Source organism: Enterovibrio sp. QJM3NY_24, from assembly GCF_057786035.1.
In genome coordinates this window covers 1,015,270-1,035,796 of the sequence record NZ_CM173519.1, presented here as the reverse complement: position 1 = coordinate 1,035,796, position 20,527 = coordinate 1,015,270, and the positions used below count along the sequence as shown (strand labels likewise).

General features: G+C 46.7%; 18 protein-coding genes. 11 read left to right on the top strand and 7 right to left on the bottom strand.

The window, feature by feature from the left end; genetic code table 11:
- The first annotated feature begins 44 nt into the window (after window positions 1–44).
- Entirely contained in the window at window positions 45–1,055 is a 1,011-nt protein-coding gene (ansA, locus tag AC3CIC_RS04535) for an asparaginase (RefSeq protein ID WP_026024047.1), read from the top strand.
- 92 nt (window positions 1,056–1,147) lie between these two features.
- Here the strand turns inward: ansA and AC3CIC_RS04530 are convergent, their stop codons facing one another.
- Complete coding sequence (locus AC3CIC_RS04530; protein WP_488515462.1) at window positions 1,148–1,432, bottom strand: YeaC family protein; 285 nt, start codon at window positions 1,430–1,432, stop codon at window positions 1,148–1,150.
- Between the two features lie 396 nt (window positions 1,433–1,828).
- Here AC3CIC_RS04530 and AC3CIC_RS04525 point away from each other — a divergent pair, with 396 nt between their 5' ends.
- Window positions 1,829–3,595, top strand: coding sequence for a calcium-binding protein (locus AC3CIC_RS04525; protein ID WP_488515461.1), 1,767 nt, complete (start codon window positions 1,829–1,831; stop codon window positions 3,593–3,595).
- 177 nt (window positions 3,596–3,772) lie between these two features.
- A complete protein-coding gene (locus AC3CIC_RS04520) occupies window positions 3,773–4,648 on the top strand; it encodes a DUF2989 domain-containing protein (RefSeq protein WP_488515460.1) in 876 nt (291 codons plus the stop codon).
- An 84-nt stretch (window positions 4,649–4,732) separates the two neighbouring features.
- Here AC3CIC_RS04520 and msrB read toward each other — a convergent pair whose 3' ends face one another.
- Window positions 4,733–5,122 carry a peptide-methionine (R)-S-oxide reductase MsrB gene (msrB, locus tag AC3CIC_RS04515; RefSeq protein WP_488515459.1) on the bottom strand — a complete coding sequence of 130 codons (390 nt, stop codon included), beginning with the start codon at window positions 5,120–5,122 and terminating at the stop codon, window positions 4,733–4,735.
- Window positions 5,123–5,708: 586 nt separating this feature from the next.
- Between msrB and gap the strand changes: the two genes are divergently transcribed.
- From gap to AC3CIC_RS04490, 5 genes are all read left to right on the top strand, one after another.
- Window positions 5,709–6,704, top strand: coding sequence for a type I glyceraldehyde-3-phosphate dehydrogenase (gene gap, locus AC3CIC_RS04510; RefSeq protein ID WP_016958415.1), 996 nt, complete (start codon window positions 5,709–5,711; stop codon window positions 6,702–6,704).
- A gap of 94 nt (window positions 6,705–6,798) precedes the next feature.
- Window positions 6,799–7,662: a D-hexose-6-phosphate mutarotase gene (locus AC3CIC_RS04505; protein ID WP_488515458.1), complete on the top strand. Its 864-nt coding sequence runs from the start codon at window positions 6,799–6,801 to the stop codon at window positions 7,660–7,662.
- Window positions 7,663–8,060: 398 nt separating this feature from the next.
- Entirely contained in the window at window positions 8,061–9,995 is a 1,935-nt protein-coding gene (locus AC3CIC_RS04500; protein ID WP_016958417.1) for a PrkA family serine protein kinase, read from the top strand.
- A 37-nt stretch (window positions 9,996–10,032) separates the two neighbouring features.
- On the top strand, window positions 10,033–11,304 hold the full coding sequence (locus AC3CIC_RS04495) for a YeaH/YhbH family protein (protein WP_488515457.1): 1,272 nt from the start codon (window positions 10,033–10,035) through the stop codon (window positions 11,302–11,304).
- Window positions 11,305–11,350: 46 nt separating this feature from the next.
- Window positions 11,351–12,895 carry a SpoVR family protein gene (locus tag AC3CIC_RS04490; RefSeq protein ID WP_488515456.1) on the top strand — a complete coding sequence of 515 codons (1,545 nt, stop codon included), beginning with the start codon at window positions 11,351–11,353 and terminating at the stop codon, window positions 12,893–12,895.
- 108 nt (window positions 12,896–13,003) lie between these two features.
- On the opposite strand, the gene fadR is transcribed toward AC3CIC_RS04490, so the two are convergent.
- The gene (gene fadR / locus AC3CIC_RS04485) at window positions 13,004–13,855 is read right to left on the bottom strand and encodes a fatty acid metabolism transcriptional regulator FadR (protein ID WP_016958420.1); all 852 of its coding nucleotides are present in this window, start codon (window positions 13,853–13,855) and stop codon (window positions 13,004–13,006) included.
- A 672-nt stretch (window positions 13,856–14,527) separates the two neighbouring features.
- On the opposite strand from fadR, the gene nhaB reads away from it, so the two are divergent.
- Both nhaB and dsbB read left to right on the top strand, forming a co-directional pair.
- The gene (gene nhaB, locus AC3CIC_RS04480) at window positions 14,528–16,108 is read left to right on the top strand and encodes a Na(+)/H(+) antiporter NhaB (protein WP_488515455.1); all 1,581 of its coding nucleotides are present in this window, start codon (window positions 14,528–14,530) and stop codon (window positions 16,106–16,108) included.
- A gap of 86 nt (window positions 16,109–16,194) precedes the next feature.
- Window positions 16,195–16,734: a disulfide bond formation protein DsbB gene (dsbB, locus tag AC3CIC_RS04475; protein WP_488515454.1), complete on the top strand. Its 540-nt coding sequence runs from the start codon at window positions 16,195–16,197 to the stop codon at window positions 16,732–16,734.
- A gap of 92 nt (window positions 16,735–16,826) precedes the next feature.
- Here the strand turns inward: dsbB and AC3CIC_RS04470 are convergent, their stop codons facing one another.
- Together AC3CIC_RS04470 and AC3CIC_RS04465 are read right to left on the bottom strand one after the other, a co-directional pair.
- Window positions 16,827–17,225, bottom strand: a complete 399-nt coding sequence (locus tag AC3CIC_RS04470; protein WP_488515453.1) for a (deoxy)nucleoside triphosphate pyrophosphohydrolase — start codon at window positions 17,223–17,225, stop codon at window positions 16,827–16,829.
- Window positions 17,222–17,866, bottom strand: a complete 645-nt coding sequence (locus AC3CIC_RS04465; protein WP_488515452.1) for a YecA family protein — start codon at window positions 17,864–17,866, stop codon at window positions 17,222–17,224. The genes AC3CIC_RS04470 and AC3CIC_RS04465 overlap by 4 nt, the downstream gene beginning before the upstream one ends.
- 259 nt (window positions 17,867–18,125) lie before the next feature.
- On the opposite strand from AC3CIC_RS04465, the gene AC3CIC_RS04460 reads away from it, so the two are divergent.
- Entirely contained in the window at window positions 18,126–18,800 is a 675-nt protein-coding gene (locus tag AC3CIC_RS04460) for a Rossmann-fold NAD(P)-binding domain-containing protein (protein WP_016958425.1), read from the top strand.
- A 127-nt stretch (window positions 18,801–18,927) separates the two neighbouring features.
- Here the strand turns inward: AC3CIC_RS04460 and dusC are convergent, their stop codons facing one another.
- Both dusC and AC3CIC_RS04450 read right to left on the bottom strand, forming a co-directional pair.
- On the bottom strand, window positions 18,928–19,914 hold the full coding sequence (gene dusC / locus AC3CIC_RS04455; RefSeq protein ID WP_488515451.1) for a tRNA dihydrouridine(16) synthase DusC: 987 nt from the start codon (window positions 19,912–19,914) through the stop codon (window positions 18,928–18,930).
- A 2-nt stretch (window positions 19,915–19,916) separates the two neighbouring features.
- Window positions 19,917–20,360, bottom strand: a complete 444-nt coding sequence (locus AC3CIC_RS04450) for a YcgN family cysteine cluster protein (protein ID WP_016958427.1) — start codon at window positions 20,358–20,360, stop codon at window positions 19,917–19,919.
- Window positions 20,361–20,527: the final 167 nt, after the last annotated feature.

Sequence of the window (20,527 nt, the reverse complement as noted above, 5' to 3'; positions counted from 1 at the left end):
ACGTATAATGCGCCCACGACCTTGGCAACAATGAATTTGTGATGATGGAAAGAAAACACATATATATCGCCTACACTGGCGGCACTATCGGCATGCTGAAATCCGAGCAGGGTTACATCCCCGTTTCCGGCTTCATGCAACAACAGCTCAAGCAGATGCCGGAATTCCATCGTCCTGAGATGCCAGAATTCACCATTCATGAGTATATCCCGCTCATTGATTCTGCTGACATGACGCCCGCTGAGTGGCAACGCATTGCTGACGATATACGCGACAATTACGACAACTATGACGGCTTTGTTATTTTGCATGGCACTGACACCATGGCTTATACCGCCTCGGCATTGTCTTTCATGCTGGAGAATCTGGATAAGCCAGTTATTGTCACGGGGTCACAGATCCCATTGGCCGAACTACGTTCGGATGGGCAAGCGAACTTGCTAAACGCCCTGCACATCGCAGCCAATTACCCAATCAACGAAGTCACCTTGTTCTTCAACAATCAATTGTTGCGAGGCAATAGAAGCACCAAATCTCACGCAGATGGCTTCAATGCATTCACGTCGCCGAACCTACCACCACTTGTGGATGCGGGAATCAACATCCAATTGCATGGTGCTGAGATTGATAAAAAGCCGGAAGGGGCTTTCAAAGTACATACGATTACAGAGCAACCTGTTGCCATCATTATGATGTACCCAGGCATTTCTCCTGACGTAGTCCGAAATGCACTGAAGCAGCCAGTGAATGCGATGATCTTACTGACCTTTGGTGTGGGTAACGCACCGCAAAACAAAGAACTGTTAGGATTATTGAGAGAAGCAACCAATCGCGGTGTTGTTGTGCTTAACCTTACCCAATGTCTCGCTGGAAAGGTCAATATGGGCGGGTATGCGACAGGCTGTGCTCTTGCAGAAGCCGGTGTATTGAGTGGTTACGACATGACGCCAGAAGCAGCATTGGCAAAGCTTCATTATTTGCTCAGTCAAGATTTGCCAATTGAACAGGTTCGCAACTTACTTCAGCAAGACTTACGTGGTGAACTCACGCTCTAAGCCAAAGTATTGCGATAAGTAAATGGACAGTGACATTGATAAAATAAAAAAACGGCATTCATGCCGTTTTTTTTATTTTATTCAGAATCCAATTACTCGTCGTTTACATTTTTCTGAACAATCGTTTCCTGATTTTTTGCGAATTCGCGCTGAAGCGCCGATTTCGATTTCAACGTAATGTCACCGCCAGCCGCCACCGTCATATGTTGTGGCTCGGTGTTATGCCGCGATTGATAAAGCATGACAACTTGCATCGCATGGTCACGTTGCTCTTGCGACAAAGGCGTACCTTCAGGCCACTTCCCTGTTTCAACCGCAAAGCTCAAACGATCATAAGCTTCAGGCGTAATGCTGGACAACATCTGTTCAATATCCATGTCTATTCCCTGGGTTACATGCCTCGATATCTGGCTTCATTTGTATGCCAACTTGTACTATATCGTGGGCGTTCAAAACAATTAGGCAATAATAACGACAAAATCAATACCAGTCTTTTATCATGTATTGATACATGCCTTTATCATGCTTTGGTACTGGGTTAAGCAATACAGCCAGTCCAATAGTAATGATTTTATAATGAATACGCACTTGCTTGCTTGAGCAAATCCACAGTTTTTGCCACCTTGTGTGACAGATACAGGTGAAGTGCGACGGGTTGCAGTGAGCTCTTCCCAATACCAATACTACTAGTCCAACTATATTTGTGGGGATATTTCCTCCACAATTTTTGCGCAGCAATTTCTATCCCAAGAGCTAAAACTAAGGTAAAGAACATGGCCTCTATCACTGGCAGTAATTCGTCCGATAACCTCATCGGCACGGCTGACGATGACAGCATCTACGGCCTGCTAGGCGAAGACACACTTCGCGGTTATGCCGGAGATGATACGATTTACGGCGATTCTTCTGCGTCCGAAATTCAAGATCTTTCCTCAAACGGAGACGGCAGCTATACACTTCAAAGCGACACGTTTGTGTCTGTTTCTTTGTCTCAATTCAACTTTCCTGTCACAGACGAGAAAAGTTTGGGCTACGCCATTCTCGATGCCAATGGAGACGTCATTAGCAAAAACATTATTGTTGATTACGTAAACATCGCTGAACGAGGATCAGCTATCGACATCAATGTCGCTGGCGGTGCCAAATTAGTATTTTTTACGATTCCATCGAGCGAACTACCCAACTTCGAATGGACGCCTCTAGACCTTAATAACGTCGATACGAATATCGCGACGTCTCATGTCACCATTACCGTAAAAGAAATCAACAGTGACAGCGCTACACACGGTGATGATGCCTTGTACGGTTATGACGGCGACGACCAACTGTTCGGTGAAGGTGGCGACGATCGCATCGTCGGCGGCGATGGACATGACATCATTTCTGGCGGTGATGGCGACGACTCGGCGTGGGGAGACAATGGAGACGACCACCTTCACGGCGGTAAGGGCGACGACAAGCTTTATGGTCAGAATGGCAAAGACAAACTAGAAGGTGGCGCAGGTGACGATGAACTGTGGGGTGGGCGTGATGACGACACCTTACTAGCAGGTAGCGGCGCAGATTACATCGAAGGACAAGATGGGAACGACACCGTACAAGCAGGCGACGGTGATGATGAAGTCTGGGGCGGAGCTGGCAACGACAATATTCGTGGCGACCAAGGGAATGACTACATCAATGCTGAAGACGGTGAAGACCTTGTTTTTGGCGGTGCCGGTGATGATGAAATTTATGGCGGCGACGACAATGATGATCTTCGCGGCAACGCTGGGAACGATAAAATCTACGGCGAGCAAGGAAACGACATTCTCAGAGGACAAGCCGGCAATGACTACCTCGATGGCGGAGATGGCAACGACGAGATATACGGTAACCTTGGCACCAACACCATGCTTGGTGGTGACGGAAACGACTACCTATTTGCAGGCTGGTTCAGTGCTGACAACTATCTTGACGGACAAGCTGGTGAAGATATCTTAATCGGCAGTATTGGATCAGATACCTTGATATTCGATGAGAATGATTTTCAAGGACAAGTCAAAACCTTTTCAAATGGCACTCAAATCAATAAGCATATTTATGATGCTTCGTCTGGGTTTGACACCTTGCTGATCACCGGTGCACAAAACGCTGATTTTACTGGCACCAGTTATCAAACCGACCCGAATGTAAAAGGCAATGTCGTCGCAGGGGTTGAAGCCGTGATTGGTGATAGTGCGGATCAAACACTGACCATTAACACACATGAAATCGATGCTCAGTCAGACAATACTGCAGGTGATGATTGGCAAGGCTTCATTGCATGGTTAGGTAATGGCGACGATACGCTTAACCTCACAGGTGTTGATTGGCAGTATGATGCAGCAGCAACATCAAACGCAGACATCACACCCGCGATGGTGGCCAAAATGGGGCTATCAGCGGCACAAGTCGCTGATCTGCAAGCCTACGTGTTCAATGACCTCTATAGCAATGATCAGATCACCGTATGGACGGATGCGGAATCGATCACCTATTTGGGCACCGATATTGTGTAAAACACATATACACGAGCAAACTTTCAGAGAAAAAGATAGGCCAGCCATCATGCTGGTCTTTTTTATCTCTGTGGACTGACGCAAAACTCAGGAAATGAAGATAAACTGAAAGAAGATGTTTATGTTATAAGTCACTCGCATCGAGTGAGAGACAAAAACTAAAGAGCCACGACCGTCATGAATAAAGGCCCTATTTCATTTCCATATAAAGTTGTCATTACGGCGATAAGCACCTTACTGCTTGCTGGATGTTTTGAAAGCAACCGCAGCACCGCGCAGCTTTGCGAGAACTACCCTCAGATCTGTAACAAACTAAATACTGAAGATGGCCAGTGTCGACATGAGCGCACTGACCTCATTTGGCTGCGTTTTGACGTGATTAAAAATCCTTCAGATTTGAATAAATTTGACGAACTACAGCTCACGAAGAAATACGCCAAATGTATGTCGCTTGCCGCACAGATTGAAAGCACGACGTTGAAATCTAAAAAAACCCTGCGGACTGAAGCGCTTTTCCACGCCTACGACGTAATTGACCAACTAGAGCTTGAATTGAAAAGCTCCTACCAGCCTTCAATCATCTACTACCGCTGGACCCAAGGCGACCAAGAGGCTCTCGAGCAATTTTTAAAGCTAGAAGAAACCGAATATCTCGATTCCCCCGAAATGCAACTCGGCCTTGCAAGCTATTATGTCGATAAAGACAAGGTTCACACCATTAACCTTCTGATGAAATCTTTGACGCTTTATGATGGTCGTAGCAGCATGACAATGGAGAAAACAATTCCAGACGTCGTGAAGTCGCTTGCGACGGCCAATCACTCACTGGGTAAACTCGATGAGGCGTATATGTGGGCTTTAGTCGGGAGCGAGTTAGGTCTAGCTATTGCTAAAGAAGCGCAAATTAAATTGCTATATCCAATGATCGACGAAAGACGCGCACTGATCGCTGACATTTCAGATGACATCGCCTCGTCTATTGAAAGCGGTAATTTCGATAAGAACATGTTGATACAACTTTCCGGACTGCCTCCACTGTCGACAACGCAATAAATCGCCGGCATTGATAAAACAAAAAAGCGTGCTGCGAGCACGCTTTTTTGTTTAGAGTCAGTCACTCATTTCGAGACCTATCCATCAACGTTCTGACTCTTCAAATGCCATAGACACTGAGTTGACACAATAACGTAGCCCTGTTTCCGTGGGGCCATCATTAAACACATGCCCAAGATGACTGTCGCAATTTACACATCTTACTTCCGTTCGTAACATGCCATGGCTATTATCTTCAACGTACTTAACCGCCCCTTCAACCGCCTGCTCAAAACTCGGCCAACCACAGCCAGAGTCGAACTTAGTGCTCGAATCAAATAACAAAGCATCACAACACACACAATGATACGAACCGTTTTTGTGATTGTGCAACAAGGTCCCACTAAACGGAGGCTCTGTGTGGCCCAAGCGGCAGACCTTGTAGGCCTCGTCAGAAAGGTTTTCTTTCCACTTTTCATCAGAATGCGTTGTCATTACGTCCTCTAGTCTGGGAGTTTGGTGTCTACGACTCAATAAGCAGCTGTATGAGGCTCTATTTTGATGCTTACTGGAATATTCGCTCTTTTATTACCTTTTAATTGTGCTCAGTACCAGTTTGAACCCTAAGCATCGCTGACTGCATCACAACTTCCGCACACTGGTGCTGCAAGCGTCACGGAAATGACATGTCACAAGAAACATCCAGAGCAACATGCGCTTTTCGTTTCTTTTTGATCAGTTTTACTTAACTTTTAATCACATAACTACATAGCCGCTGAAACTGCGCCCAATTCTCAAAATTCGCACGCAATGAAACACACTTTCTTTCCATACTTTTTCGTTAGCCATAAACAATACAAGACATCCCTGTACACAAACGTAGCTAACAGTAAGTGGCACATTATTTTCAACATTCCGTGTAAAACACCAAAGAATTGTTTAGGTGATGTAAAAATAATCCGTACTATTTTTTGATTTTAAGCAATTTAGGTGGGTTTTTTGCTTGCATGGGTGATACCGATTCTGTAATTTTACTACCAGTTTCATTTTTCACTAGATATCAAAGTTGTGGAGCAACGTAATGACTATCAAAGTAGGTATTAACGGTTTTGGCCGTATCGGCCGTTTTGTTTTCCGTGCATCTGTTGAGCGTAACGACATCGAAGTTGTCGCGATCAATGACCTGATCGACGTAGAATACATGGCGTACATGTTGAAGTACGACTCAACTCACGGCCGTTTCAACGGTACTGTAGAAGTTGTAGACGGTAACTTGGTTGTTAACGGTAAAACAGTTCGCGTAACTGCAGAACGTAACCCAACCGAACTTCAGTGGGACGCAGTAGGCGTTGATGTTGTAGCTGAAGCTACAGGTATCTTCCTGACTGATGAAACTGCTCGTCAGCACATCACTGCAGGCGCGAAGAAAGTTGTTTTGACTGGTCCTTCTAAAGATGCGACCCCAATGTTCGTAATGGGCGTTAACCAAGACACTTACGCAGGCCAAGACATCGTTTCTAACGCTTCTTGTACGACTAACTGCCTAGCGCCAATCGCTAAAGTACTGAACGACAACTTCGGTATCGAATCTGGCCTGATGACTACTGTTCACGCAACTACAGCGACTCAGAAGACTGTTGACGGTCCTTCTGCGAAAGACTGGCGTGGCGGTCGTGGTGCTTCTCAGAACATCATCCCATCATCAACTGGCGCAGCTAAAGCAGTAGGCGTAGTTCTTCCAGAACTAAACGGCAAACTGACTGGTATGGCTTTCCGCGTACCAACTGCAAACGTTTCTGTTGTTGACCTAACTGTTAACCTGAAAAATGCAGCAACTTACGCTGAAATCTGTGCAGCTATGAAAGCCGCTTCAGAAGGCGAAATGGCTGGCGTTCTTGGTTACACTGAAGACGAAGTTGTTTCACAAGACTTCATCGGTGAAGTTCAAACTTCAGTATTCGATGCGAAAGCTGGTGTTGCTCTGACTGACAAATTCGTTAAAGTTGTATCTTGGTACGACAACGAAATCGGTTACTCAAACAAAGTTCTGGATCTGGTTGCTCACATCTCTAAGTAATCATTCCGGATTGCCTATTAGGGCATGAGTGACAAAAGGCGGCTTATTGGCCGCCTTTTTTGTATCTAAATTTCACATTCAGAAGGCACATTTCATGGACGTTAAACAGCTCCCAACTACTGCTGTACTCTCTGACTATGTCACCATTTGCGAACTTGACGGCATCAAAGTGGTTCGCGTTATCCACCCAAAAGCCACCGCAGCAATCTCTCTCTTCGGCGCGCATGTACTTAGCTTTCAGCCAACAGGTAAGAAAGAAACCATCTGGATGAGCGAAAATGCAGATCTGAGCGGCACGAAAGCCATTCGCGGTGGTATTCCAGTCTGTTGGCCTTGGTTTGGCAAAGCTGCGGAGCCATCACACGGTTTCGCGCGTTCCAGTGAATGGGCTTTGAATGAGCACAGAGAAAATGAAGAAGGCGTCATCATCAGCCTCACTCTGACCGACACTGCTGAGACTCGTGCAATCTGGCCGCATGCTTTTCGCGCTGAATTGCTGATGGAAGTCACTGACACACTCAAAGTCAGCCTGATCAGCACCAATACCGGAGATGCGCCGATGCAGATCGGAGGCGCTCTTCATACTTACCTGAATATTGGTGATGTTACCGAGACCACTGTGTCGCAATTGGGCAACGAATACATCGAAGGCGGTATCCGCAAGCCAAGTTCAGGCAATACCGGATTCGATCAAGAAGTTGATCGCATTTATACGCACGCCAATGAAACAGTAATGGTAGAAGACCCACGTTTTCAACGTCGCTTAGCTGTCACAAACCAAGGCAACAATGCCGTGGTTGTTTGGAATCCTTGGAAAGCTCTTTCTGCCAGCATGGGTGATATGGCAGACGACAGCTACGAAACCATGGTATGTGTCGAATCGGCAGTATATGACCGAAGTGTCAAACTAGAAGCTGGCGAAAACCATACGCTATCAACCTTGATTTCAAGTCAATAACAAGCCGCTCAATCAGGGTAACGTCAGGCCGGAGCTTTCCCAAGTTCCGGTTTTTGCCTCCATGGCCCCAGCGACTCCCCCTCCCTCCTCCCATCAATTCCCAGCGTGTATTGAACGCAATGAAGTCAGCTATCCCTAAATACTAAGCTCGCTGAGGTAGACATCCTTTGATGTTTCAATCCAAAGCGTGATTCACTCTGTAATGAAAAGTTCATCGCTATAAGAAAGTTACAGTCTGAATACAAAGCCTTATCACAAAAGGGAAAAATATCGAAAAAACAAGTAATTCAACCAAGCAAATTGATCAGTTGCTACTAGTCTTAAAAAGGTGAGGATATGAAAGCGACTGCGCCAATATCCTTTCTTATTGATAACAGCAAGATTTAGGGGGCAGGACCATGAGTATTTTCGACCACTATCGTCAGCGATACGAAGAATCTAAAGACGAAGAGCTGAGCCTTCACGAGTTTCTGGACCTTTGCCGGGAAGATCGCGGTGTCTATTCCAATGCGGCAGAGCGTTTGTTAACGGCCATTGGCGAGCCAGAAATGATCGATACCGCTCACGATCCTCGTTTGAGCAGACTTTTCTCTAACCGCATCATCTCTCGATATAAAACATTCGAAGATTTCTACGGGATGGAAGAAGCGATTGAACAAATCGTCTCCTACCTCAAACACGCAGCCCAAGGGCTAGAAGAACGCAAGCAGATCCTGTATCTGTTAGGCCCTGTTGGCGGTGGTAAATCATCACTGGCAGAAAAACTAAAAAGCCTGATGCAGAAAGTACCTATCTATATATTGACCGCAAATGGCGAGCGTAGCCCTGTCAATGACCACCCGTTCTGTTTATTCGATGTTGTCGAAGATGGTGCATTACTCGAAAGTGAGTATGGCATATCACAACGTTGCCTGCGCTCTATCATGTCGCCTTGGGCTGCAAAGCGCCTGCACGAATTTGGCGGTGACATCAGCAAGTTTAGAGTGGTAAAGGTTCGTCCATCAATTCTCGACCAAGTCGGCATCGCGAAAACGGAACCCGGTGATGAGAATAACCAAGACATTTCATCACTGGTTGGTAAAGTGGACATCCGCCAACTTGAACATTTCTCTCAAGATGACCCCGATGCATACAGTTATTCCGGTGCATTGTGTAAAGCCAACCAAGGCTTAATGGAATTCGTAGAGATGTTTAAAGCACCGATTAAAGTACTTCACCCGCTCCTAACTGCCACGCAAGAGGGCAACTACAACGGTACTGAAGGCCTTTCTGCATTGCCATTTGACGGCATGATCCTCGCTCACTCCAATGAATCTGAGTGGCAGACATTCCGTAACAACAAAAACAATGAAGCCTTCCTTGACCGTGTTTACATCGTGAAAGTGCCATATTGCTTACGCGTATCGGAAGAAATGAAGATCTACGACAAACTACTGCAAAACAGTGAGTTGTCAGCGGCACCGTGTTCACCGAGCACACTGGATATCCTGGCTAGATTCACTGTTCTCTCACGCTTGAAAGAGCCAGAAAACTCCAGCATCTTCTCGAAAATGCGTGTTTATGATGGCGAGACACTGAAAGACACAGATCCAAAAGCCAAGTCTTATCAAGAGTATCGTGACTATGCTGGCGTAGACGAAGGCATGAATGGTCTATCGACGCGATTCGCGTTTAAGATCCTTTCTCGCGTCTTTAACTTTGACCATTCTGAAGTTGCAGCGAACCCCGTTCATCTGTTCTACGTACTGGAACAGCAAATTGAACGTGAGCAATTCCCGCAAGATATTGCCGAGAAGTATCTGGAGCACCTCAAAGGATATCTGATCCCTAAATATGTCGAATTCATCGGCAAGGAGATCCAGACTGCCTACCTTGAGTCTTACTCAGAATACGGCCAAAACATTTTTGACCGATATGTCACCTATGCAGACTTCTGGATTCAAGATCAGGAGTATCGTGACCCTGATACTGGCCAGTTGTTCGATCGCTCAGCGCTGAACAGCGAATTGGAAAAAATCGAAAAACCCGCGGGCATCAGTAATCCAAAAGATTTCCGAAATGAAATCGTTAACTTCGTCCTTCGTGCACGCGCAAATAACGAAGGTAGGAACCCAGGATGGACCAGCTACGAGAAGCTTCGTACCGTTATCGAGAAGAAAATGTTCTCCAACACGGAAGAGCTGCTCCCGGTCATTTCCTTTAATGCGAAAACCTCAAACGAAGAGCAGAAGAAACACGACGACTTTGTGGCTCGCATGATGGAAAAAGGGTATACCCGCAAACAAGTACGACTCTTGTCTGAATGGTACCTGCGCGTGCGTAAATCTTCGTAATCAGGCTGACAGTGAAGTAACGAAATACGGGGGGCTTATGGGGCATTTCATTGATCGAAGGCTCAACGGAAAGAACAAGAGTACAGTGAATCGCCAGCGTTTTTTAAGGCGTCACAAGCGACAAATCAAAGAGTCGATTGCTGATGCCGTTAATCAACGCTCAATCACTGATGTGGACAGTGGTGAGAGCATCACTATCCCTTCTCGTGACATCCGAGAGCCAACTTTCCGACAAGGCAAAGGGGGACAGCGTGATGCTGTCCACCCTGGCAACGACCAATTTATCCCTGGCGACCGCATCGAACGCCCACCTGGTGGCGGCGGAGGTGGCGGCGCTGGTGAAGGGCAAGCAAGCCCTGATGGCGAAGGTCAGGACGATTTTGTATTTCAAATTTCTAAAGACGAATATCTAGACCTTTTATTTGAAGATCTTGAGTTGCCGAATTTGAAGAAAAATCAGATGACGCAACTGGTAAAATACAAATCACACCGCTCTGGTTTTAAATCCAGTGGCGTACCTGCCAACATCGCCATTGTGCGCTCGTTGCAGAACTCTCTTGCACGCCGTACAGCAATGAGTGCAGGAAAACGCAGACAACTACGTGAACTTGAAGCAGAGCTCGAAGCACTGCAACACACAGAGCCTGCTCAACCGTTGGAAGAAACGCGTATTCAAGAAGAAATCGACGCACTCAAAGGCAAAATTGCGGCGGTTCCATTCATCGATACGTTTGACCTTAGGTTTAAAAATTACGAGAAGCGACCACAGCCCAGCAGCCAAGCCGTTATGTTCTGTTTGATGGATGTGTCTGGCTCAATGGATCAAGCAACCAAAGATATTGCCAAGCGATTCTACATCTTGCTTTATCTCTTTCTCACACGTACCTACAAAAACGTGGAAGTGGTATTTATTCGCCACCACACACAAGCAAAAGAAGTAGACGAGCATGAGTTTTTCTACTCTCAAGAAACCGGTGGCACTATTGTTTCAAGTGCACTGCGTTTGATGAACGATATCGTGAAAGAACGTTACCCATCCAATGAATGGAATGTGTATGCCGCACAAGCTTCAGATGGAGATAACTGGGCTGACGATTCACCAGGTTGTCGCGAGCTATTGCAAACGCAACTGCTTCCTGTCACGCGGTATTACGCCTATATCGAAATTACACGTCGTGCACACCAAACCTTGTGGCGTGAATATGAAGCTCTAAACGAAACTTACGAGAATTTCGCCATGCAAAACATTCGCACTGCAGACGACATTTTCCCCGTCTTCCGGGAGCTATTTAAGAAACAGGTAAGTTAACGCTTACCTCTCTTCTCTTTCAGTTTGAGATCCAAGGAGGACTTCCATGGCAGTCGCAGCTAAAAACAAAAAGAAGACACTCAGCGATGGTCCAGACTGGACATTTGATCTGCTGGACCAATATCACACAGAAATCAAACGGGTGGCTGAACACTACAAGTTAGACACCTACGTCAACCAGATAGAAATCATCACTGCCGAACAAATGATGGATGCGTACTCAAGTGTGGGCATGCCAATTAACTACAGCCATTGGTCATTTGGTAAAAAATTCATCGAAACAGAACGTGGTTATAAACATGGTCACATGGGTTTGGCTTACGAGATAGTGATCAACTCCGACCCTTGTATTGCGTATTTGATGGAAGAAAACACCATCACCATGCAGGTTCTGGTTATGGCACATGCCTGTTATGGCCATAACTCATTCTTCAAAGGTAACTATCTGTTCCAAACTTGGACGGATGCAGGTTCTATCATTGATTACTTGTTGTTTGCCAAAAAGTACATCAGTGAGTGCGAAGAAAAATACGGTGTGGATGATGTTGAAAAACTCCTCGACTCCTGCCATGCGTTGATGAATTATGGCGTCGATCGCTATAAGCGCCCTCAAAAAATCTCAATGGCAGAAGAAAAAGCCCGCCAAAAAGCGCGTGAAGATTACTTGCAAACGCAAGTGAATGCCCTTTGGCGAACGATTCCGATCAGCGAGAAAGTGCTCGAGAAGACCGTAGAGCGCTTTCCGTCCGAGCCACAAGAGAACATCCTCTATTTCTTTGAAAAGCACTCGCCTCTGCTTGAGCCGTGGCAACGTGAAATTGTGCGTATCGTGCGTAAAGTTAGCCAATATTTCTACCCGCAAAAACAAACGCAGGTCATGAATGAAGGGTGGGCAACATACTGGCACTACACCATATTGAATCATCTCTATGATGAAGGCTTGGTCTCCGATCGCTTTATCATGGAATTTCTTCACAGCCACACAAACGTGGTGGCACAACCGCCTTACAACAGCAACTACTACAGCGGCATTAACCCGTATGCACTTGGCTTCGCCATGTTCAAAGACATTCGCCGTATCTGTGAAGAGCCCACAGAAGAAGACAAATATTGGTTCCCTGAAATTGCAGGTTCTGAATGGCTAGAAACCATGCACTTCGCCATGCATAACTTTAAGGACGAAAGCTTCATCAGTCAGTTCCTATCACCCAAAGTGATGCGCGACATGAAGTTTTTCTCCGTCAACGATGATGACAGACAGAATTTCATTGAAGTGACCAGCATTCACAACGAGGAAGGCTACAGACAACTGCGCGAGAAACTGTCTGCGCAATACAACCTCAGCAATCACGAACCCAACATTCAGGTATGGGATGTGGATTTACGCGGAAATCGCGCACTAACGCTTCGCTACGTGCCTCACAATAGAATCCCTCTCGGTAACTCACATGAGGAAGTATTAAAGCACGTGCACCGTCTATGGGGTTTTGAAGTGGTGCTTGAGGAAGAGTTGGCAGACGGAAAAGGTAAAATCATCGCAACGTGCCCGAAAAGACCACAGTTCGATCCTGATTTCATTCCGGGAAGCTAAGCCCAAAATAGGCGCTAACTACTCCGATATTCTCAACAAAATAAAAAACCGCCAGTTCGGCGGTTTTTTTGATTCTTTCACTCGAAATTGGACGCTGAATTCGGCGTGTTACGCCTCTTCTTGCTCCATCAGTTTCGCAATGGTATCGCGGTTAACGAACCACATCGCGCCACTTTCGCGGCCATATTGTTTGATGCGTTCAGCAACATCGCCATGACGACCTTCAACGGTGATACTCAGCAGATCACGGTAAAACTGAAGGGCAAGTTCGCAAGCACGCTTGTCCATGAAGTAGTAACCACCAACGCGCGAGTAAATCTTACGCATACCATTCATCGTGAGTACGTACACTTTGTTGCCAGAAAGCTGCGCCATGCCTTGGAACAACATGTAGTCAAAATAGTTAAATGCACGACCACGGCACACTGCTTCACAGACTTCGGTGTCAACTTTACCGAAGGAGTCGAAGATTTTTTTCACGTCTTGTTGAATGGCGGCTTTTTCTTCCACGGTTTCAACAAAGCTTGCAAAGCTCTCGCTCGCTAGCAACGCTTCACAGCGGCTAATCACCTTTTCAACTAACGCTGTGCATGCCTCGGAATCACTTTTCACCGCATAGCGCATGTAAACGCCGCTGATGTCGGTACGTGCTGACAGGAGGTTTTCTAGCACACCATGAACATCTTCACCTTCAAGAGTCACCAAGGTATCCAAGATGCTTAAGCCAGATGTGTTCATGTAGTCATTAACACGCGTCGGTTTGCCGTGTTGAATCGTCAACCAACCATCACGGGCCAAACGCTGAAGTACTTCACGAAGTGTGGTGCGGGTAACGCCAATCAGCTCTGACAGCTCGCGTTCTGCGGGAAGAATTGAGCCTTGCGGAAAATGATTATTCCAAATGCTCTCGATAATATATTTCTCAGCAAACGTTGCCGGACTGTCCGCCTTAATAACCATTTGTTGTTGTTTCCAAGTTGCTTCTTATCTTGATTAATAACTCATCATACCACTGATGGTCACAACCTAGAAACCTATCAATGTTGTCGTTTTCCCTCTTTTGGCTGCGAATTGACGGCATACATCACAGTTAACCACATTCCATAAGGGTGTCGGGCAAATGCACCAATCTGGGTTGGTATAAGACTATTTGCACTGCCCACATGACGTGTTTGTTATAGGTTTTCTTTCATTGTTGTTGTCTCTTTGTATCTGTGTTGTCTAAACAACTGATTAAATGCGCGCTTATCCGCAAAGTACTGATTAATCTTGATCCGCATCACTGTATACAACCGGACTCACGCATAAAATAATCGCGCCAAAATGTTACCAAATATTTCAAGCCATACGGGGTCGCGTCGCGTTTTTTCGTAACATACTCCAGTAATTTAATTAACATGCAAAGGATTGTTGACTGTTTGGAAAGTCGCTGTATTGTGTGCTCGAGTTTGCCTATGCGATGGGTTTCAATAGTATTTTTTACCGAGTAATAATTATTTTGTTGTTTGACTTCATGTCACCCACAAAAACGGAAAAAGTTACCTAACCATCACCCAATGCAACTGCTCGTTTACACCTTCATTTCAAGCCCCCAAGAATATTTGCTTTTTCTATAAGAACAGAGACAAAAACATGGCCATTACGCTCAGGAACGCTTTTATCAAGAACTTTCTCGGTAAAGCGCCCGATTGGTACAAAGCGGCGATCATCGCGTTTTTGATTATCAACCCCATTGTTTTCGCAATTGACCCGTTTGTTGCTGGTTGGTTGCTGGTTGTTGAATTTATTTTCACATTAGCAATGGCTTTGAAATGCTACCCGCTTCAGCCCGGTGGTTTACTGGCGATTGAAGCCGTAGCCATAGGGATGACAAGCGCCGAGACAGTAAAACATGAACTGGTAGCCAACTTTGAAGTGCTACTCCTTCTGATCTTCATGGTCGCGGGCATCTACTTCATGAAGCAGCTACTGCTGTTTATGTTTACCAAAATACTGCTTGGTATTCGGTCGAAGTCCCTGCTATCTCTCGCTTTCTGTGCAGCAGCTGCGCTACTGTCTGCGTTCTTGGATGCCCTGACTGTTATTGCTGTTATTATCAGCGTAGCCGTCGGCTTTTACTCTATTTATCACCGTGTCGCATCAGGTGGTTCACCGGATAATGACCATACCTCAGATGATCACCTTGGCGATGATTTGAGCCGTGATGACCTTGAACAATACCGCGCATTTCTGCGCAGTCTGTTAATGCATGCCGGTGTCGGTACCGCACTTGGTGGTGTAATGACCATGGTTGGCGAACCGCAAAACCTTATCATTGCAGAAAAAGCCGGGTGGCAATTCGGTGAATTCATCATCCGTATGTTGCCAGTCACCCTCCCCGTTCTGGTGTGTGGTCTTGCAACGTGCTTTCTTGTCGAGAAATTTCGCATCTTTGATTACGGTACAAAACTGCCAGAAAACGTTCGTAACATTCTGTTGGAATTTGATGCCGCGGAGCGCGCAAAACGTACCAACATCGATGTTGCCAAGCTTGTTTCACAAGCACTAATCGCCGTTTTCTTGGTGATCGCACTCGCTATGCACCTTGCGGCAGTTGGCCTTATCGGTTTGACCGTTATCATTTTAGCGACGTCTTTCACCGGCGTTATTGACGAGCACCACATCGGTAAAGCCTTTGAAGAAGCGCTGCCCTTTACCGCGTTACTTGCCGTGTTCTTTGCGGTCGTTGCTGTCATCGTTGATCAGGAACTCTTTACCCCAGTTATTGCTGCCGTACTAGAAATGGAAGGTGGCTCACAGCTAACCATGTTCTATATCGCGAACGGTTTGCTTTCTATGGTGTCAGATAATGTATTCGTGGGAACCGTTTATATTAACGAAGTGAAAGCGGCGCTGATGGACGGCATGATTTCTCGCGAACAGTTTGAACTGTTGGCTGTGGCTATCAACACAGGGACTAACTTGCCTTCGGTAGCAACACCAAATGGTCAAGCGGCATTCTTGTTCTTATTGACATCAACACTGGCTCCGTTACTTCGCTTGTCATACGGCAAAATGGTGTACATGGCACTGCCGTACACCGTAGTGATGGGATTGGTTGGCCTTGCAGGCATTGAGTTCTTCTTAGTACCAATGACCGATTGGTTCCACCATGCAGGTTGGATCTCGCTAGGCACGGCTGATGCGGTTGGCGCAATAAGTACTGGTCATTAAAAATTGATTTTCAGTCAAATAAACCTTTGAATACCAACGTCCCACAAACACGTGGGGCTTTGTGTTTTAAAACGGATTCTTAACCTATGTTGTCCTTCTTCAATGAAATATCTCGCGGGCGTGGCGCGTGGCTGCTGCTGATGTTGTCTGCGCTGGCATTTGAAGCCTGTGCTCTCTATTTTCAGCACATCATGAAACTTGCTCCCTGCGTCATGTGTATTTATGAACGTGTCGCCATGATGGGTATTGTTGGGGCTGGTCTCATTGGCATTGTTGCACCACAAAACGGACTGTTTCGCTGGTTGGCTCTCACGGCTTGGGGTGTTTCAGCAGGATGGGGTCTGAAGTTGTCGATTGAACACGTCGGTTACCAATTCCCCGATCCAAACGATCTGTTTGGTGCAACGTGCGATATCTTTGTGTCCTTCCCTTCTTGGGCGCCGCTGAATCAGTGGGTTCCGTGGATGTTTGAAGCCAGTGGTGATTGCAGCAAAATCGTTTGGGAGTTCATGACATTAACCATGCCTCAGTGGTTGGTCATTATTTTTGCCGCGATATTGGTGGTGTTTGTTGTCGTGATACTTTCTCAATTCTTCGGGAAACGCCGTGAGCGCCGTCTGTTCTAACGGATTCGGCGCAATAAGCAGTTATACCAATCAGAATAATCCCAGCTTTTCGCTGGGATTATTCTTTAAATCTTCTGAGCTGACATTCAACGTTACTGCTGCTGAAGTTGTCTCACCAACGGCTTATCTGCACCACTAAACGTATAGCGGCTAAGTGCTTCTGGTGACACCCACGCCATGGCCTGATGACAGTGCAACGTCACATCGCCTTTGAGTACTTCACAAAAATAACTACGCAGTAGAATCGACTTATTCGGGTAATGGTGAAGGGTTTCCAGCAGAAAATCGCCCACCTTAACCTCCACACTCAACTCCTCAATCAGCTCCCTTGCCAGCGCTTCTTGGTCTGTTTCACCCTCTTCGACTTTTCCTCCGGGAAATTCCCAAAGACCAGCTTCGCTATCTTGATCATAACGTTGAGTGATCAATACGCGTTGACCATCAGCGATCACGCCAGCAACGACAAGGATTGGCGCGCTTTCTTCCATCATTTGTTGCCGCAACACTTCTTGAATTTTTTACCACTGCCACAAGGGCAAGGGTCGTTACGTCCAACAGACTTATATGGGTTAACTGCACGTGCTCCTGAACCTTGCTGAACTTCGTCAGCTGCAAGCGCGACTTCGTTAATCATCAGTGGCAGTTGCTGGTAGTATTTTTCTGGCGAAGGAAGTGAAGCAAGACCGGCTTCTTCCATTTGCGCCAGTGTTCCTTTTTCATCGTGCAGGAACAACATGGTAGTCATCAACGCTGACAGCATACGACGACTGCCGTCTGACACCGTCACTTCGCGCCATGCTGGTTCAATGTGAGGCCAGACCGCAAGGAAGCCTTCAGCAAATGCTTGATACTCATCATTACGTGCTTCGTCTAAAGACAGTGAATCAGGCAATGCATATTCATGCTTCATCAACGCAACGTACTGCTGCTCAAAGCGCAGCATGATGCTTCGTTTTTGCTCAGTAGTGAGAGGCTCTATATTGTGTTCATCGACACCGCCTGTTTGCAAGATAGGCAGCCATACACAAGGATCTAAGGGTGCCGGAGACAGGTTTGCTGCAAGCAGCGCACCTTCAATAAAGGTAGCAGGCATGCCATCCCAGCTGTCTTGCAGTTCAACCAATGTTGTCATTGCGGTTCTCGAAAATTGAAAGGGGGAATAATATACCGAAACGCTGCAGATATGCAGATTTCTATCACGCCATGAATCAGCGAAGTCTAGGTGTGAAATCATAGACCCAAACCTGAAAACCCAAGCTAATGGCACCAGTTGGGGTCTATTTTAAACGTGCAACGGTTCGCGTTTCATTAAATATTGCGTTTAACATATTGAATCATTCAGCACAAACCGTGGTAGCCTTATCCGCGATAGAATACGGAAGGAAATTCTTTTGCCATCGTCTCGAAGTGTCATTCTGGCCGGAGCCACAGGCTTGGTCGGTGACGAACTACTCCATCAACTGCTGGGTGATCAAAACGTGACGCATATTCATGTGGTTACACGTAGACCTATAGCCCTCGTGTCGGACAAAATTATCGTTCATCAAAGTCCAGACTTATCAGTGACGCACTGGCAACCCCAGTGGCCTGTGCCGTTGCAAGGCTACATTTCCTTGGGAACAACCAAGCAGCAAGCGGGCTCAAAAAAAGCATTGGAAGCGGTTGATTATCAACTGGTCGTAAAAGTCGCACGAATGATGGCGGTAATGGGCGTAAAACATCTCGCCGTCGTATCTAGCCTGTTTAGCCACCCTTGGTCACCCTCCCACTACTTGCGTTGCAAAGGCAAAATGGAGCGTGCGGTATCTGAAATGGGGTTTGAACGTTTTTTGATTGCGCGTCCTGGTCCATTGCTTGGTGAGCGCGAATCTCCGAGAAAAGATGAACAAATGCTGCAACGCTTTATGCCTGCACTTTCGCCTTTCCTCGCTGGCCCTTTGGCTGATTTGGAGCCCGTAGAAGCGGTTCGAGTAGCACGCGCGATGATCACCGCCTTGTCAGAAGAAAACTGGCCGGGTCGAATCGATAGGCGCACGCTTCCTGGTCGCATCCTCAACCAGTACTGATACCGTTATTGGGCAACACAGAACAAGACAAGACAAAGTAAGCTGCATATAAATGCAAAAAGGCAGACGTCTCGTCTGCCTTTTTGCATCTGAATCTTATAGACCCAACGCGACGAAAAGCTGTGAATTAGGCGAACACGCTCTCTTCACCATGGTGTTCGATGTGTTTTTCAACATCGTGCAACGCGTTGGTGATGATGTTCAGAATTTGCTGCTTATCTTTTAGCTGGCGAATCTCTGCAAATAACGCATTGGCTTGCGGGTATGGCACTTGTAAATAACGGAACCATTGCTTCACTCGGTTCGGGTAGTACAACCCCTTGTCACCACGAATTTCAAATTCAGAGTAGCGAACCAAAAGCGCTAACACGGCGTGCCAAGACATGGGCGCCTCACCACGCTTGATATGCGCGCCTAAATTTGGCACGTTCAACGCACCTCGGCACACCATCAAGGTGTCACAACCCGTTACGGCCTGGCAGCGTAACGCGTCTTCCTGATTCCAAATATCCCCATTGGCAGTGACAGGAATGCGTAAACGCTTGGTGATGTCACCAATCAAATCCCAGCGTACTGTGCCCGGCTTATAGGCATCCGCTTTGCTGCGACCATGCACCACAATTTCATCCGCGCCAGCCAATTGAACCGCGTCGACAATCTCTCGATACGATGAACAATCATCAAACCCTAAACGCACTTTGGCGCTGACCACGTTGCCCGCAGGAACGGCATTACGCACGGCTTTCACCACTTGGAACAGCAACTCAGGCTCTTTAAGCAAAGCAGCTCCGCCTTTACTGCCATTGACCGTTTTGGAAGGACACCCAAAGTTAATATCGACCCCCGCAGAACCGAGCTCAATCACTTGCGCAGCGTTCTCAGCCATAAACTGTGGCGATTGACCCAGCAATTGCACGCGTACGGGAGTTCCTGATGGCGTTTTACCGCCCGCTTCAAGCTCAGGACACATACGGTGATAGACACGCGGCGGAAGCAAGGCATCAACAATACGCACAAACTCAGTCACGCACAGGTCGTAACCGTTAATTTCGGTGAGCATTTGACGCATCAAGGCATCAAGCACGCCTTCCATTGGACCAAGAACAAGCTTCACGCTTACTTGCCTCGTCTCGGGTGATTCAGAATGTGGTCTTCCCAATCAATCACGTCGATTTCGTAAACCACTTTCTCTCGCACAGACTCATCGGCGGCATGCATGGCATCTTTCGATCCCGTGATTAACGGGTGCCACGCTGGCAACGGCTTATCTTCGGCAAGCAAGCGATACGCGCAGGTATCTGGCAACCAGTAAAATTCCTCGATCTTGTCACGTGACAATTTCAAGCAGTCTTCGTCATAGCTAAAACGATTTTCATAGTCTTTGCATGAGCACGTTTTGTCGTTCAGCAAGCTACACGCGATATTGGTGTAGTAAAGCTCTTCGGTGTCTTCATCAATCAGTTTATGAAGACAGCACTTTCCGCAACCGTCGCACAGTGATTCCCACTCCGCATCAGTCATGTCAGTCAGTGATTTTTGTTCCCAGAAAGGTGTCGTCATGTTTATGTGTACCGTTGATATTGAGATAAAACCAAGAGGCGCCCGTTATACCACCCAGCCCAAAAAGTTCAAGGACTATCCCCTCTCTCGCTGCGTATCGAACAAAGGAAAACCAATTATCAGGCAGTTATAAGCCGCCTTTGCCTAAATATGCGTTGAATGATAAT